This is a genomic window from Brachybacterium sp. GPGPB12, from assembly GCF_038396325.1.
Classification (GTDB): domain Bacteria; phylum Actinomycetota; class Actinomycetes; order Actinomycetales; family Dermabacteraceae; genus Brachybacterium; species Brachybacterium conglomeratum.
The window spans coordinates 259,995-274,227 of sequence record NZ_CP149573.1; the positions used below are offsets into that span (position 1 = coordinate 259,995).

Below are 14,233 nucleotides of genomic sequence, written 5' to 3' on the forward strand. Positions count from 1 at the left end.
AGCCGGAACCCGGAGGTAGACGTGAACGCCACCCGAGGCGATGATCGCACTGAGCAGTCCACCGTCCCCGCAGAGCCCGCCCAGGGCGTGCTCTTCGACGACGTGGTGGACACCCCCGGCGAGCTCGGCTATCGCGGCCCCGCCGCGTGCAAGGCCGCCGGCATCACCTATCGCCAGCTGGACTACTGGGCCCGCACCGGCCTGGTCGAGCCCGGCGTGCGCGCGGCGCACGGCTCCGGCGACCAGCGCCTCTACGGCTTCCGCGACATCCTCGTGCTCAAGGTGGTCAAGCGCCTGCTCGACACGGGCGTGTCCCTGCAGCAGATCCGCATCGCGGTCGCAGCTCTTCGTGAGCGCGGCATCGACGACCTCGCCGGCATCACCCTGATGAGCGACGGCGCCTCCGTCTACGAGTGCACCTCCGCCGAGGACGTCTTCGACCTGGTCCAGGGCGGCCAGGGCGTGTTCGGCATCGCCGTCGGCCGTGTGTGGCGCGAGGTCGAGAACGACCTCGCCGTCGCGCCCGGTGTCGACCCGGCCGACGACGCGGCGCTTGCCCTCCAGGACGAGCTCGCGGCGCGTCGCCGCTCCCGCCAGGCCGGCTGAACGCCGGCCCGCACCACCACCGGCGAGAACGGCGGGACCCTCGGGGAAGGGGTCCCGCCGTTCTCTCGCGCGGTGATCGTGTCCCTCGTGCGGTGATCGTGCTGGTGCTGTGCGGCGCCGAGGTCACGGGCGGGCCCGAGGAGCCCGGCGAGGGCGACGAGCTCCGCAGCCGACTGGTCCGGCGCAGACCCCGGGGCCCGCGCGGGGGAGGAGCGCTCAGGAGTTCTGGCGCGAGTCCATCACGGTGCGCAGCAGCGCGTCGAAGTCCTCGGTGAGGCGCGCGCCGGAGGCGCCCTCGTAGCGGTGCGGCGGGACTGCGCCGCCCTGCGCCTGCTCGCAGGCCCACCCGCTCCTCGATGACCGGGTCCAGGACCGAGTCGCCGAAGAGGTCGCGCGGCTCGGCCAGGCGGTACTGGTGCTCGACCGAGCGCGGACGGTAGCGGTTCACCACGAGGCCCAGGGGCTGCAGCCGCGGGGCGATGCCCTCCTCGTGCATCTCGGCGGCGAGCTTGAGCGCGCGGTCCGCGGCGGTGACCGCGAAGAAGCCCGGCTCGGCCACCACGAGGGAGCGGTCCGAGGCGGCCAGCGCCATCTGCGTGAGTCCGTTGAGGGAGGGCGGGCAGTCGATGATGACCAGGTCGTACTGGTGGGTGCGCTTGTCCAGCGCCTGGTGCGACCGACCCACGTCCTTCTGGTTCAGCGCGGGGGAGTCCATCACCGCGGAGCGGCTGGTGCCCGGGATGATGTCGAGATGGGAGGCGGCGTCCTTTGACCACGGCGTGGGGATGATCGCACGATCGATCGTCTCCGTGCGCGGGGAGGAGAGCACCTCGGCGATGTCGAGCGTGGAGGCCGGCTCCCCGAGCAGGCCCAGCGTCGAGTCGCCCTGGGGGTCGAGATCGATGACGAGCGCGTTCACCCCCTGGTGCAGGGCGGCAGAGGCCAGGCCCAGGGTCACGGACGTCTTGCCGACGCCGCCCTTCAGGGAACACACACTCACGATGAACACCCCCGCAGTCTACCGACCCGGGCGGGCTCCTCGGTGCCGCGACGAGCGGTAACCTGCCGTGGCCACCCGCACCCCGCTCCCGGAGGGACCCCGATGACGCAGCTGACCCACGACCTCGTGCTCGAGGTGCTCGAGGGATGCGCCGCGAGCGCCCTCGCGGAGGCCCGCGAGCTCGGTGCCGTGCGCACCGTGTCCGCGACAGAGCTGGCGCGCGCACCGACGATCTCGACGCCGTCCGCTCCCTGCGCCGCGTCGTGGCCGCCTCGACATCGCTCACGGTCCCCGCGCGCCGCCCCCGGGAGCCGCTGGAGACCTCCGTGCAGCAGCGGCTCGCCGAGCCGCTCGAGGACCTGCGCCGGCGGCGGCCCCGCCAGGTGTTCCACGGGCCGCGCCTGGAGGCGGCGGGTGCCGGGACGCCGGAGATGCGACGCCTGGCCGCCCCCTCGCCGAGCTCGCCGACCTCCCTCTCGACGACGTCGACGGGGACCTCGTCGCCCGGGTGCGCCGCGGCGCCTCGCCCGGCACCTGGCAGGTGTCGCTGCGCACCACGCCGCGCCCGCTGGCGACCCGGGCATGGCGCGAGGTCGACTACCCCGGAGCGGTCAACGCGACGATCGCCGCGACCGTGCTCGACCTCCTGGACGTCGGCGCCGAGGACTCCCTGCTGGACATGACCTGCGGCTCGGGCACCTTCCTCGTCGAGCAGCTGCACCGGGCGGCCCCGGCCCGCGCCGTGGGCGTGGACCTCGATCCGGCGGCGCTGGACGCGGCGCGCCGGCACCAGCGCGCGGCCCGGCGCAGAGGCCGCATCGACTGGGTCGAGGGCGATGTGCTGACCGCGGAGCTCGAGGGAGGCTTCACGCGTCTGGTCACCAACCCGCCCTGGGGCACCCTCCACGGCGAGCACGAGAGCAACGAGGACCTCCTCGCGGCGGCGCTCGAGCGCGCCGCGGAGCTCGCCGCGCCCAGCGCCCGGCTCGGGGTGCTGACCCACGAGATCACCCGCATGCGGCGCGTCCTCGAGCGGCGCGCCGCGGGCTGGCGGCGCGTCGGCGAGCACCGCTTCTTCCAGAAGGGCCACCACCCGCGGCTGTTCCTGCTCGAGCGCTGAGCAGGCCGACGGCGCCGGGAGCGCTCAGAGCCCGCGGCGCCCCGCGGCGAGCGCCCGCCTGCCGCCGGAATCCCCGTGGATCCGCACCCGCGCGACCTCGTCGCGGCCCGTCACCCACAGCAGCGGCTCGAGCGGCTCGCCGTGCACGCGCAGGCTCCCCTCGGCGCCGCGGGAGCGCGGCCGCCGCCCGCCCAGCGGGGAGACGAGCGTGACCTCGGCCGGGATCCGCATCGCCAGCGGCGCCATCAGGCCCACGGCCCGCCACGCCGCCCGGTCCCGCTCCGCGTCCGGTCGGCGCGGTTCCCAGTCGGGCCGGCCCCGGCGCAGGTCCTCGTGGTGGATGAGCGGCTCGGCCTGGCCGCTCAGCCGGTCCATCCGTCCGGCGAAGGAGAGCGGGCCGGGGCCCCTCCGGAAGTCCTCGACCCGTTCCGTCCACGGGCGATCGCGCCGGCTCTCCCGCGCCTGGCGGGCTCGTCGGCCGAGCGGCCCGGGCAGGCGCGGCCCGATGATCAGGTGCGGGGCGGACTCCCGCGGACGAGGTGCTCCAGGAGGTCCTCCGCGTCCCAGCCGGGCAGGATCGTCGGCGCCGCGGGGCCGAGCGCGGCGAAGCTCGCCGCGAGGGCCTCGCGCTCATCGCTCTCGAGGTCTCTGCCGGCGCGGTCCCCGGCTCTGCGCACGCGGCTCATGACTGGTTGCTGAAGGCCGCGTCGAAGGACTGCTCTGAGACCGGGTAGTCCAGGCCGCGCGGCCGCTCGAGCGCCTCCTTCGCGCCGTGCAGGCGGTCCATCCCGGCGTCCTCCCACTCGATGGAGATCGGGCCCTCGTAGCCGATCGAGCGCGGCGCCCGGAACGCCGCGTCCCACGGCACGTCCCCGCGGCCGAAGGAGACGAAGTCCCAGCCGCGGCGCGGATCGCCCCACGGCAGGTGCGAGCCGAGGCGGGTGTTGCGCCCGGTGGTGCGCACCCGGATGTCCTTGCAGTCCACGTGGTAGATCCGGTCGGCGAAGTCGGTGATGAAGGAGACCGGGTCGATCTCCTGCCACATGAAGTGGGAGGGGTCCCAGTTCAGGCCGAAGGACTCTCGGTGCCCGATCGCCTCCAGGGTGCGCTTCGTGGTCCAGTAGTCGTAGGCGATCTCGGAGGGGTGGACCTCGTGCGCGAAGCGGACCCCGCAGTCCTCGAAGACGTCGAGGATCGGGTTCCAGCGGTCGGCGAAGTCCTGGTAGCCCTCGTCGATGACGTCCTGGCCGACGGGCGGGAACATCGCCACGTACTTCCAGATCTTCGACCCGGTGAAGCCGACGACCGTGTCCACGCCGAGCTTCTGCGCGAGGCGGGCGGTGTTCCTCATGTCCTCGGCGGCGCGCGCCGCACGCCCTCCGGATCGCCGTCGCCCCACACGGAGGGGCCGACGATCGCCTGGTGGCGGAAGTCGATCGGGTCGTCGCAGATCGCCTGGCCCTTGAGGTGGTTGGAGATCGTCCAGACCTTCAGCCCGTGCTTCTCAAGGATCCCGAGCCGCTCGGCGATGTAGGCCTCGTCGTCCCAGCGGCTCGCGTCGAGGTGCTCGCCGGAGACGGCGATCTCGAGACCGTCATAGCCCCAGCCGGCCGCGAGCTCCGCGACCTCCTCGAGGGTGAGATCGGCCCACTGGCCGGTGAACAGTGTGTGGGGGTGCGCCATGGCGGCGTGGCTCCTTCTCGTCGGTGAGGGTGGCGTGCGTGGGGTCAGAGGCGGACGGTCGCGCCGTCGGCCCGGTGGGAGGCGATGACGGCCTCGAGGATCCGCTGGAGGGCGAGCCCGTCCTCGAAGTCGGGGGAGTAGGCGGCGGGGTCGCGGTCCCGGACGGCCAGCAGCAGGTCGCGGGCCTGGTTCGTGAACGCGTTCTCCCAGCCCAGGATGTGGCCCTGTGGCCACCAGCCCTCGAGATAGGGGTGCTCGGGCTCGGTGACGAGCACCCGGGCGAATCCCTGCTCGGCGACCGGTGCGGTGGCGTCGAGGAACCACAGCTCGTCCAGGCGCTCGAGGTCGAAGCGCAGGGCGCCCTTCGTGCCGTACACCTCCAGCGCGAGCTCGTTCTTCGCACCGGTGGCCATGCGGCTGGCCTCGACGGACGCGATCGCGCCGCCGTCGAGCTCGAGGGTGGCCCAGGCGGCGTCGTCGACCGTGACGGGCTCGGGGCCGTCGGGGCCCGGGCGCTCGCGGACCATCGTCGCGAGCCGGCCGCGCACCGCGGTGACCTGCTGCCCGGTGACGTACTGGATCTGGTCGATCGCATGGGAGCCGATGTCGCCGAGCGCGCCGGAGCCCGCAGTCTCCTTCCGCGCCGCCAGGTCATCCCGGCCTCGGCGTCCACGAGCCAGTCCTGCAGGTAGGAGGCGCGGATCTGGCGGATCTCGCCGAGCCGGCCGGCGGCGACGAGATCACGGGCGTGGGCGAGGGCGGGTACGCGCCGGTAGGTGTGGCCGAGGGCGGCGACCTGGCCGCGCTCGCGCGCGGCGCGGGCGGCCTCGACCATGCGCTCCGCCTCGGCCGGGTCGTTCGCGAGCGGCTTCTCGCACAGCACGTGCTTGCCGGCCTCGAGCGCTGCGATCGCGATCTCGGTGTGGAGGAAGCCGGGGGTGCAGATGTCGACGATGTCGACGTCGTCCCTCGTGATCGCCTCGCGCCAGTCGGTGGCGTGCTCCTCCCAGTCCAACCGGCGCGCCGCCTCCGCGACGGCCTGCTCGTCCCGTCCCACGATCACGCGCCGCGCGATCGGCGGCACGTCGAAGGCGGCGCCGACGGTGCGCCAGGCCTGGGAGTGGGCGCGGCCCATGAAGGCGTAGCCGATCAGGGCGACGCCGAGCGGACGGTGGGGGGTCTCGGGCACAGGGGCTCCTTCTTCGGGACGACGGGTCGTGGCCGGGCAGGCGGATGCCTGTGAGAGCGGGGCGAGCTCGGGGCCCGCGGAGAACGGGAGCGGCCGGGTCCGCGTCGGCGCGAACGCCGACGCTCCGGCGACGATGACGCCTGGGTCATCACCCTATGTCGCCGATCACGTCCCGGCAAAGGAGCCGACCGCCCGCCGGACTCTCCCGCATGCCGGAGACTGGGGGCATGGAACGTCATGTGCGCGCATGGATGAGGGCCGAGGTCCAGGAGGGGACCGACGTGGCGCCGCTGGTCGCGGTCTCTGACGCCCCGGTGGCGGAGGAGATGCTGAGCGTGCGGGCCGGCGGGGCCGAGCATCCGGTGACGGAGACCCGGGACCGCTTCGGCGACCGGCTCCACCTCCTGCACGGCCTGCCCGGCGGGGAGGTGGAGATCGTCTACGACGCGCGCGGCATCGGCGAGGCGCCCGTGCCGCGGGTGCTCGAGGCGGACTCCGTCGCACCTGCGCCCCTCTCGCTACTGCGAGGTCGACGAGTTCACCCGCGGCGCCCAGGAGATCGTGGGGGAGCGCGAGGGGGTCGAGGCCCTCGACGCGGTCGTGGACTGGGTGCACGGCCACCTGGACTACGTGCCCGGGTCGAGCACGATCACCGACTCGGCCCGCGAGCACCTTCGTCGCCCGGCGCGGAGTGTGTCGGGACTTCGCCCATCTCACCGCGACGCCGCTGCGGGCGGCGGGCATCCCGGCGCGCGCGCCTCTGTGTACGCGCCGGGGCTGAGCCCGATGGACTTCCACCTCGTGGTCGAGGCGCTGGTCGAGGGGGAGTGGCTGGTGGTCGACGCGACGCATCTCGCGCCGCGGGCCTCGATGGTGCGCATCGCCACAGGTCAGGACGCCGCGGACACGGCCTTCATGACCACCCTCGCCGGGGACGTCGCGCTCACCGGCATCCAGGTCACCGCCGTGGTCGATCCGGAGTCGCCGAGGAGCGGCCGGGCGAGCGGCGTGCGCCGCGCTGAGCGGAGCGCCCGCCGCCGGGCGCTCTGCTCAGTCCTGCGGCGTCTCCGGCCCGGAGTGGTCCTCGGGATCCGTCGATCCGTGGGTCCCCGTCGGCCCCTCGGAGCCGGTCGAGCCCTCGCCGTCCGTCGGCCCGGCCGTGTCCTGCGTCGACTGCCCGTCGGAGCCCTCGGGCGCCTGCCCGTCCTCGGCCTCGAAGCTCGCCAGGTACTCCTCGACCTCGGCGGCGATGTCCTCGGCGCTGGGCACGACGGAGCCTGCCCCGGAGGTGATCATCCTGTCGTAGCGCCGCTCGAACCCGGCGACCATCTCCTGCGGCTGGGGCTGGGCCTCGATCTGCGCAGCGATGGCCTCGCGCACGGGGAGCGCCTGCGCCTCGAGCGCCGCCGCACCGATCCGGGGACCCCTCTCCTCGCCGACCGCGGTCAGCGGCGCGATCGCGGCATCGGGGAAGGACATCTCGTGGAGGTACTGGGGCACGTGCACGGTCAGGCCCACCACGTCGTGCCCGCCCTCGGCCAGGCGCATCGTCAGCGGCGCCGTGAACGGGGCGCGGAGGCGGAAGGTGCCCGGCATGGTGCGGCGCACCTCGATCGACTCCGGATCGCCGGCGAAGCGGGTCACGGGCGACTCGCGGGTATGGGGGACCGGGGCGGGGAAGCCCTGCGAGCAGAAGGGTCCGCTCGATGCCGAGCCGCTCGACCACGATCCGCGGCGCGCTCGCGACACGCTCCCACTGGAAGGACGGCTCCGGCCCGGTGAGCAGGAAGAAGGTCTGCCCCTGCTCGTCGGTCACCTCGTGCAGCAGGATCTCGGGCTTCTCGTAGTCGTCGAAGTGGTCCAGCTGCAGCGTGACCTCGGGGCGGCGCCCGGCGTAGTCGTGGACCTGGTCCATGTCCAGCCGTCCCACGACACGGCTGGAGAGCGTGTTGAGCAGGTGGTCGTCCAAGAGCCGCCGCGCATCGCCCGCATCGGTGAAGGCGCCGAGGGTGACCAGCGGCGTCTCGCCGTGGAGGGCACGCGAGTCGACATGGCGCTCGTAGCTGAACAGGGTCGTCGGATCCATCATGACCTCCAGGGCGACAGGACGGCCTCGGCGGGCCGCGGGTGGGTGACCTCTTGGTCAACGGCCCCTCCGTCGGAACTATTCCGCCCTCGGCGCAGACGGGCCGGAGTTGGCGCACCTCACAGCAGCATCAGGGCCGTGTCCACGGCGAGCCGCGCCGCGAGCGCCCCGGTCACCACCAGGAACACGATCCGCACGAAGCGTGATCCCAGGCGCGGCGCGAGCCGCGCGCCGAGGAAGCCGCCGCTGAGGTTCGCCAGCGCCAGCACGCCGCCCAGCGACCACCACACCTGGCCCTGCGACCCGAAGACCAGCGGCGCCCCGACATTGGTGGTGAGGTTCGCGAGCTTCGCGTGGACGCTCGCCTCGAGGAAGCCGTAGCCCAGCAGGGAGACCATCAGGATGATGAAGAAACTGCCGGTGCCGGGGCCGAGGATCCCGTCGTACACGCCGACGCCCGCCCCGATCCCGCCCGCGCCCAGCAGATGGGAGCGGCCCTGGTGGCGCGGGGCGTGCTCGAGCCCCATCGACGGCTTCAGCAGGGTGTACGCGCCGACGGCGAGCAGGGCGACCAGCACGATCGGGCTCAGCCACGGCTTGGGGATCAGGCTCGCCAGCGCCGCCCCGGCCGCGCTCCCGCCCAGCGCGCACACCACCAGCGGCCCCGCGGTCGCGGCGACCGGGGTGATCCGTCGGACGTAGGTCCAGGAGGACACCGCCGTCCCCGCGGCGGAGGCGATCTTGTTCGTGCCGAGCACGGCGCCGCTGGAGGCGTCGGACGGCATGGCGGTCAGCGGCGCGGGCGGCTGGATCAGCCCGCCGCCGCCGACGACCGCATCCACCCAGCCGGCTACGAAGGCGGCCCCGATGAGCAGGACGAGGGTCAGGGCGGAGAGCTGGGTGAGCTCGGCGAGCAGAGGCACCGCACCAGTGAACCACCGCCCCGGCCCGGCCTGCCGAGCTGACACACTGGGGCCATGCGCGCGCTCATCTGGGACCTAGGCGGCACGCTCGTGGACACCTATCCGGACGTCGACCGGGCGCTCGCCGGGGCGCGCGCGCGGATCCGGACCGGGAGCCGCTGCACGAGGTCGCGGTGCTGACCCGGCGCTCCAGCTCCGAGGCGATCACCGAGCTCGCCGCCCGCCACGAGGTGCCCGAGGCGCGCCTGCGCACCGCCTACGAGGCGACGAAGGAGAAGTGGGCGCGCAGGCCGCCGCCGCTGAAGGACGGCGCCCGGGAGGTGCTGGCGGCCGTGCGCGAGCGTGGCGGGCTGAACCTCGTGGCCACTCATCGCGATCGCGAGAGCGCCGCCGCCCTGCTCGCCGCGCACGGCCTCGAGGTCGACGACCTGGTGTGCGCGCCCGACGGCCACCCCCGCAAGCCCGCCCCCGACATGGTGCTTTACCTGCTGGCCCGGCACGGGCTGACGGCGGGGGAGTGCCTCGCGGTGGGGGACCGTCCGGCCGACGTCGAGGCCGCACGCGCCGCCGGGGTCGAGGGCGTGTCGCTGGAGACCCCCGGGATCCCCCTCGAGGCACCCGGCGCTCGCCGCATCCACTCGCTGCGCGACCTGATCCCGCTGCTCTGACCGCCGGCGACCCGGACAGGCCCGTGGTCATTCACAGCTCAGGGGTCGCCGCGCGCGCCGATTGCGTCGTCCGTCTCGACAAGGGTCGGAACGCGAGCATCACGTGGACGGTGCCCTCCGCTGCACCGCCGGATCCAGCCGGTGGTGACCGCTTCGCGCATCGTGCTGGAAGAGGCGGATCAGCGCCGCCAGCGCGACCGCGATCCCGCTCATCTCCAGCGGCTCCTCGGTCATCGTGCCGTGGATGTACCGGTTGTCCCGATCCAGTCCGATGCCGCCAGATGGCGTCCGTTCAGGCTCTCCACCCCGACCGCGCCCCCAGGAACAGCGCCCCTCCCAGCAGGATCCCGATCAGCGCCCGGCGGGGGAGCAAGAGCGGGCGGAAGCCATCCTCGTCGGGAGTGTCGGCCTCGCCGGCAGTGACTGCGTCGGTGGCGCGTGGGTCTGCGGTGCGCTCGGCGGCGGGGTCGGTCATATCGGACACCTGTGAACTCCCCATGAGATCTCGGTGGTCCCCGCATGTGGACGCTCTCATGCGTGTCGCGGCACGTCGGGGGACTACGTTGGGGACATGGCGATCATCTACCAGGCAGAGCTCAGCCCGACGAAGCCCGAGGTGCTGCGAGAGTCGCTCACCTCCCGCCCCTGGGGCGAGGACGGGGAGCTCGAGCCGCTCGGCGCGTACCGCTTCGACGACCCGACCGGCGAGGTCGGCGTGGAGTGCCATCTCGTGCGCGTGGGGGAGAGCATCTACCACCTGCCGCTGACCTACCGGGCCGCGCCGCTCGAGGACCCCCGCGGCGCGCCCGGTCACCACGATGGACCACTCGGTGCTGGGCACCCGCTACGTCTACGACGGCCTCGAGGACGAGCTCGCGATCGAATGCTTCGCCCGGGCACTCGCCGGCGAGCAGCAGCAGGCCCAGCTCCAGATCTTCGCGCCCGACGGCACCACCGAGGGGACCCGCCCGCAGGCGGTGGAGCTGACGCTCGAGGTCGACGAGGGCGAGGTCGCGCCGACCCTCGAGGAGCCGCTCGACGGCGACGAGACGTTCACGATCGCGCGCACGGTCGACGGGCTCGACGGCGCGCCCCGTCTCGTCGCCGCCTGGGACGGCGGACGCGGGGTCGTCGCGGCCTGCTGAGGGCACGAGGCGACCGCTTCCGGCCCACGGAGCGGGGAGCAGTGCCCCGGGCTCCCCGTGATCTCGACGCACGGCGCGCCCGCCGCTCTAGTCGCCCTCCCCGGCGAGGTGGGTGTCGAGGACGTCCTGGGCGATCTCGCGCAGCGGCCGGATCGAGTCGCGGGGGAGCTGGGCCTCGGCGGCGCCGGCACGCATCGCCGCGATGATGCGCCGGCTCAGACGGCCCGGGCCCGCCAGGCGCACACGACGGACGCCGGGGGTGTCCGAGAGGCTCACCAGGCGAGGGAGCAGGCCGACTCCCGCTCCGGCGCCTACGAGGGCGATGGCCGTCCCCACTCCGTGGCCTCGTGGGCGATCCGCGGCGTGAGACCGGCCGCCGTGAAAGCGGTCGTGAACAGCGCGCGATAGGCGGAGCCGGGCTGGTCGGTCACCCACGGGTCGGCGACGAGTTGGTCCAGCGACACGCGCTCCTTCGCCCCGAGCGGATGGTCCGCCGGCACCATGACGTCCAGCGGGTCATCGAGCAGGGTGATCTTCTCGAACCGGGGATCGGCCTCGAGCAAGACCTCGCCCTGCATCGAGACGACCACCGCCACGTCGATGCGCTCGGCCACCAGCAGGTCGAAGCGGCGTGCCGGGCTCGCCTCCATCACCTGGACCTCGACGGAGGGGTGCAAGTCGCGCAGGCGGGGCAGGAGAGGGGCGATGAGGTGCGAGGCGGCGGTGGAGAAGCCGCCGATGCCGAACTTCCCCGGGACCTGACCGTCCGCGCTCGCGCTCGCGGCCCGGATCTGCTCCCACTGCGCGAACAGCGCGTCGCTGCGGCGCACCAGCTCCTGCCCCGCGGCGGTCAGGCGCGACCCTCGGCCGTCGCGCGTGAGCGGCGTCAGGCCCAGGGACTGCTGCAGCTCTCTCAGCTGGGCCGACACCGCCGAGGGGGAGTAGCCCATGAGCTCCGCGGTGGCCGCGACGGTCCCGCGGCGGGCGAAGGTGCGCAGGGTGACGAGGCGAGGATCGATCATGCGGAGATTCTGCACTGCACTCGTCGATAATTCGCGCTTATCGTGCATGATCCGCGGCGCTAGCCTTCTGCGTATCCGCTGTGATCCTCCGACGATGAGGAAGAGCATGTCCACGATCGACGCACGACGCGCGGCACCCTTCGCGACGGCCGCCATCGCGCCCGAGAAGCTCTCCGAGCTCCAGGCGCTCGTCGACTCCCGTCGGCCCGGCTTCTCGCTGACGGCCCCGTTCTACACCGACAGGCGACTGTTCGACCTCGACATGCGCGCCGTCTTCGGACGGCACTGGCTGTTCGCGGGGAGCATCGCCGAACTGCCCGAGCCCGGCGACTACATCACCGTCGACTTCGGCCCCTATGCGCTCATCCTGCTCCACCACGACGACGGCTCCGTCAGGGCCCTGCACAACGTGTGCCGCCACCGCGGCGCCCGAATCCTCACGGAGGACTCCGGGACGACGGGGAACCTCGTGTGCGGGTACCACTCGTGGACGTACGCCCCGGACGGAGCGCTGATCCACGCCTCCGCGCCCGGCGAGATCGACTTCGACGCCGGTCGCTTCGCGCTCAAGCGCGCGCACTGCAGGGTGGTGGGCGGCCTGATCTTCGTGTGCATCGCGGCGGAGCCGCCGGAGGACTTCGACGAGGTCGCCGAGATCTTCCGCCCGTACATCGAGCCGCACGAGCTCGGCGCGACGAAGGTCGCGTACCAGCAGGACATCGTGGAGCAGGGCAACTGGAAGCTCGTGATGGAGAACAACCGCGAGTGCTACCACTGCGACGGCCACCCCGAGCTGGCGTGTTCGCTGTTCCCCACCTGGGGCCTCACCGTCGAGACGGTGCCGTCCCACCTCGCCGACGTGTGGAACCGCAACCTCTCGGCGAGCGCTGCCCTCGAGCAGCGATGCCGTCGATACGGCCTGCCGTTCGAGGTGGTCGAGGAGCTCGACACCCGCGTGGCCGGCATCCGCATCTCGCGAGAGCCGCTCGACGGCGAGGGGGAGTCGTTCTCGGCCGACGGCCGTCGGCTGTCGAAGAAGCCGCTGGGGGACCTGCCCGACTTCCGGCTGGGCCGCGCTGCTCCATGCACCTGCGCCCAACAGCTGGTTCCACCTCCTCAGCGATCACGTCATCACCTTCGCGGCGTTCCCCCTCGACGAGGGGCGCACGCTGGTGCGCACCACCTGGCTGGTCGCCGACGACGCCGTCGAGGGCGTCGACTACGACCTCGAGACCCTGACCCACACGTGGAAGCAGACCAACCTGCAGGACAAGGCGTTCGTCGAGCTGTGCCAGCGCGGCGCCGCCAGCCCTGCCTACGAGCCCGGCCCCTACATGAAGAGCGAGTACCAGGTCGAAGCGTTCGTGAACTGGTACATCACCCGCCTGCGGGAGGCGCTGCAGTGAGCTTCGAGGTCGACGTGGACAGGGGAGCGGTCGCGCTCGCCCTGCGCACCCGCGGCCTCGAGATGCCGTGGAACCGTGTGCTCGCGGCGGTGGCGGGGCCGGCGCACGCCGCGACGGCGCTCGGCCCCTGGTACCCGGAGGAGTTCCAGGCCGAGTGCGTCGAGACCATCCCCGAGTCCCAGGACTGCACGACCTTCGTGTTCCGACGGCTCGACGGCGCGCCGCTGGCGTTCCGTGCGGGCCAGTACCTCAACATCGACTTCCCCGCGGACGGGGAGAATGCCGAGCCGGTCAGCCGCAGCTACTCGCTCTCCAGCGCTCCGACCTCTCCCTGGACCTTCGCCGTGACGGTGCGCCGTGATCCGGCGGGTCTGGTGTCGCCCTGGGCGCATGCCAACATGCGTCCGGGCATGATCCTCGACATGCTGGGCCCTGTCGGCGCGTTCCACCTGCCCGACTACGACCGCCGGGCGCGCTACCTGTTCCTCGCCGCCGGATCGGGCATCACCCCGATCATGTCGATGATCCGCACGATCCACTCCCTGCCGGGACAGGCCGACGTCTGCCTGCTGTACCACGGCTCGTCCCCGGATCGCTTCGCCTTCGTCGACGAGCTCGACTTCCTGGAGAAGGCCGACTTCCGCATCCGGGTGGCCTATTCGCTCGGCGACCGCGAACGGCCCGAGGGGTGGGGCGCCCGCGTGGGACGCATCTCGGCGGAGATGATCGACGCCGTCGCACCCGACGCCAACGGTCGCCAGGTGTACGCCTGCGGCCCGCAGGGATACCTCGAGCAGGTCCTCGACTGCCTGCCCGCCGTCGGCGTGGACGACACCTCGGTGTTCGTCGAGAGCTTCACCGGAGACTCCGCCACACGGCGCGAGTACGCGGCCGAGCTCGCGGCCGCCACGGAGTTCGCCGAGGACCTGCAGGTCGCCGCCGAGGAGAGCACCGAGCACCAGAGCGCGGTCCTGGACGTCTACGACCAGACGGCGGCAGACCTCCCTGCGCTGGCGCACGTGGAGCCCACCGTAGCGGTCGACGCCGAGGCGAGCGCGCCCGTTCCCCGCACCCCGGACGCACCGGAGGGGGAACGCCAGGTGGTCGGTGCCGGCGCGCTCACCATGTCCTTCGTCCGCAGCGGGCTCGACGTGCGCATCGACCCGGAGCAGAACATCCTGCAGGCGGCGCGGGCCTCCGGCGTGCGCATCGGCGCCAACTGCCAGGAGGGCATGTGCGGCTCCTGCAAGATCGTGAAGCTCGAGGGCGACGTCGACATGCACCACCAGGGCGGCATCCGCGCACGCGAGATCGCCGCCGGGAAGTTCCTGCCCTGCTTGCTCCACCGCCGTGACCGACCTCGTCATCGACGCCTGACCCCCTCG

Annotated in this window: 12 protein-coding genes and 8 pseudogenes; 9 read left to right on the forward strand and 11 right to left on the reverse strand. The window is 73.1% G+C overall.

Annotated elements, in window-relative coordinates:
- The first annotated feature begins 21 nt into the window (after nucleotides 1-21).
- Nucleotides 22-606, forward strand: coding sequence for a MerR family transcriptional regulator (locus WKH84_RS01370; protein ID WP_341855380.1), 585 nt, complete (start codon nucleotides 22-24; stop codon nucleotides 604-606).
- A 216-nt stretch (nucleotides 607-822) separates the two neighbouring features.
- Here the strand turns inward: WKH84_RS01370 and WKH84_RS01375 are convergent.
- Nucleotides 823-1,615, reverse strand: a pseudogene (locus tag WKH84_RS01375) (ParA family protein).
- A gap of 499 nt (nucleotides 1,616-2,114) precedes the next feature.
- Between WKH84_RS01375 and WKH84_RS01380 the strand changes: the two are divergent.
- On the forward strand, nucleotides 2,115-2,726 hold the full coding sequence (locus WKH84_RS01380; RefSeq protein WP_341855381.1) for a methyltransferase: 612 nt from the start codon (nucleotides 2,115-2,117) through the stop codon (nucleotides 2,724-2,726).
- Between the two features lie 24 nt (nucleotides 2,727-2,750).
- Here WKH84_RS01380 and WKH84_RS01385 read toward each other — a convergent pair whose 3' ends face one another.
- The 4 genes and pseudogenes from WKH84_RS01385 to WKH84_RS01400 all read right to left on the reverse strand — a co-directional run bounded on the left by WKH84_RS01385 (nucleotide 2,751) and on the right by WKH84_RS01400 (nucleotide 5,544).
- Nucleotides 2,751-3,101: a hypothetical protein gene (locus tag WKH84_RS01385; protein WP_341855382.1), complete on the reverse strand. Its 351-nt coding sequence runs from the start codon at nucleotides 3,099-3,101 to the stop codon at nucleotides 2,751-2,753.
- 134 nt (nucleotides 3,102-3,235) lie between these two features.
- On the reverse strand, nucleotides 3,236-3,412 hold the full coding sequence (locus WKH84_RS01390) for a maleylpyruvate isomerase N-terminal domain-containing protein (protein WP_341855383.1): 177 nt from the start codon (nucleotides 3,410-3,412) through the stop codon (nucleotides 3,236-3,238).
- A pseudogene (locus WKH84_RS01395) lies at nucleotides 3,409-4,409 on the reverse strand (sugar phosphate isomerase/epimerase family protein). The gene WKH84_RS01390 and the pseudogene WKH84_RS01395 overlap by 4 nt, the downstream one beginning before the upstream one ends.
- A gap of 44 nt (nucleotides 4,410-4,453) precedes the next feature.
- A pseudogene (locus tag WKH84_RS01400) lies at nucleotides 4,454-5,544 on the reverse strand (Gfo/Idh/MocA family oxidoreductase).
- A 745-nt stretch (nucleotides 5,545-6,289) separates the two neighbouring features.
- Here WKH84_RS01400 and WKH84_RS01405 point away from each other — a divergent pair.
- On the forward strand, nucleotides 6,290-6,379 hold the full coding sequence (locus tag WKH84_RS01405; RefSeq protein ID WP_341855384.1) for a transglutaminase domain-containing protein: 90 nt from the start codon (nucleotides 6,290-6,292) through the stop codon (nucleotides 6,377-6,379).
- Between the two features lie 269 nt (nucleotides 6,380-6,648).
- On the opposite strand, the gene WKH84_RS01410 is transcribed toward WKH84_RS01405, so the two are convergent.
- The 3 genes and pseudogenes from WKH84_RS01410 to WKH84_RS01420 all read right to left on the reverse strand — a co-directional run bounded on the left by WKH84_RS01410 (nucleotide 6,649) and on the right by WKH84_RS01420 (nucleotide 8,607).
- Nucleotides 6,649-7,242: a PAC2 family protein gene (locus tag WKH84_RS01410; RefSeq protein WP_341855385.1), complete on the reverse strand. Its 594-nt coding sequence runs from the start codon at nucleotides 7,240-7,242 to the stop codon at nucleotides 6,649-6,651.
- 82 nt (nucleotides 7,243-7,324) lie between these two features.
- A pseudogene (locus WKH84_RS01415) lies at nucleotides 7,325-7,687 on the reverse strand (PAC2 family protein); the annotation flags it as partial.
- 116 nt (nucleotides 7,688-7,803) lie between these two features.
- On the reverse strand, nucleotides 7,804-8,607 hold the full coding sequence (locus tag WKH84_RS01420) for a TSUP family transporter (protein ID WP_341855386.1): 804 nt from the start codon (nucleotides 8,605-8,607) through the stop codon (nucleotides 7,804-7,806).
- Between the two features lie 54 nt (nucleotides 8,608-8,661).
- Here WKH84_RS01420 and WKH84_RS01425 point away from each other — a divergent pair, with 54 nt between their 5' ends.
- The gene (locus tag WKH84_RS01425; protein WP_341855387.1) at nucleotides 8,662-8,787 is read left to right on the forward strand and encodes a hypothetical protein; all 126 of its coding nucleotides are present in this window, start codon (nucleotides 8,662-8,664) and stop codon (nucleotides 8,785-8,787) included.
- Nucleotides 8,766-9,275 (forward strand): HAD-IA family hydrolase, encoded by a 510-nt coding sequence (locus tag WKH84_RS01430; RefSeq protein WP_341856732.1) that lies wholly within the window; start codon nucleotides 8,766-8,768, stop codon nucleotides 9,273-9,275. The genes WKH84_RS01425 and WKH84_RS01430 overlap by 22 nt, the downstream gene beginning before the upstream one ends.
- A gap of 99 nt (nucleotides 9,276-9,374) precedes the next feature.
- Here WKH84_RS01430 and WKH84_RS01435 read toward each other — a convergent pair whose 3' ends face one another.
- Together WKH84_RS01435 and WKH84_RS01440 are read right to left on the reverse strand one after the other, a co-directional pair.
- Nucleotides 9,375-9,509 (reverse strand): hypothetical protein, encoded by a 135-nt coding sequence (locus WKH84_RS01435; RefSeq protein WP_341855388.1) that lies wholly within the window; start codon nucleotides 9,507-9,509, stop codon nucleotides 9,375-9,377.
- A gap of 58 nt (nucleotides 9,510-9,567) precedes the next feature.
- On the reverse strand, nucleotides 9,568-9,759 hold the full coding sequence (locus tag WKH84_RS01440) for a hypothetical protein (RefSeq protein WP_341855389.1): 192 nt from the start codon (nucleotides 9,757-9,759) through the stop codon (nucleotides 9,568-9,570).
- An 87-nt stretch (nucleotides 9,760-9,846) separates the two neighbouring features.
- Between WKH84_RS01440 and WKH84_RS01445 the strand changes: the two are divergent.
- Nucleotides 9,847-10,011 (forward strand): annotated as a pseudogene (locus tag WKH84_RS01445) (hypothetical protein); the annotation flags it as partial.
- Between the two features lie 94 nt (nucleotides 10,012-10,105).
- Nucleotides 10,106-10,420 (forward strand): hypothetical protein, encoded by a 315-nt coding sequence (locus WKH84_RS01450; RefSeq protein ID WP_341855390.1) that lies wholly within the window; start codon nucleotides 10,106-10,108, stop codon nucleotides 10,418-10,420.
- Between the two features lie 87 nt (nucleotides 10,421-10,507).
- Here the strand turns inward: WKH84_RS01450 and WKH84_RS01455 are convergent.
- Nucleotides 10,508-11,442, reverse strand: a pseudogene (locus WKH84_RS01455) (LysR family transcriptional regulator).
- Between the two features lie 106 nt (nucleotides 11,443-11,548).
- Between WKH84_RS01455 and WKH84_RS01460 the strand changes: the two are divergent.
- Together WKH84_RS01460 and WKH84_RS01465 are read left to right on the forward strand one after the other, a co-directional pair.
- Nucleotides 11,549-12,848 (forward strand): annotated as a pseudogene (locus tag WKH84_RS01460) (aromatic ring-hydroxylating dioxygenase subunit alpha).
- Nucleotides 12,849-12,910: 62 nt separating this feature from the next.
- Nucleotides 12,911-14,225: pseudogene (locus WKH84_RS01465) on the forward strand (iron-sulfur cluster-binding domain-containing protein).
- Nucleotides 14,226-14,233 lie beyond the last annotated feature (8 nt).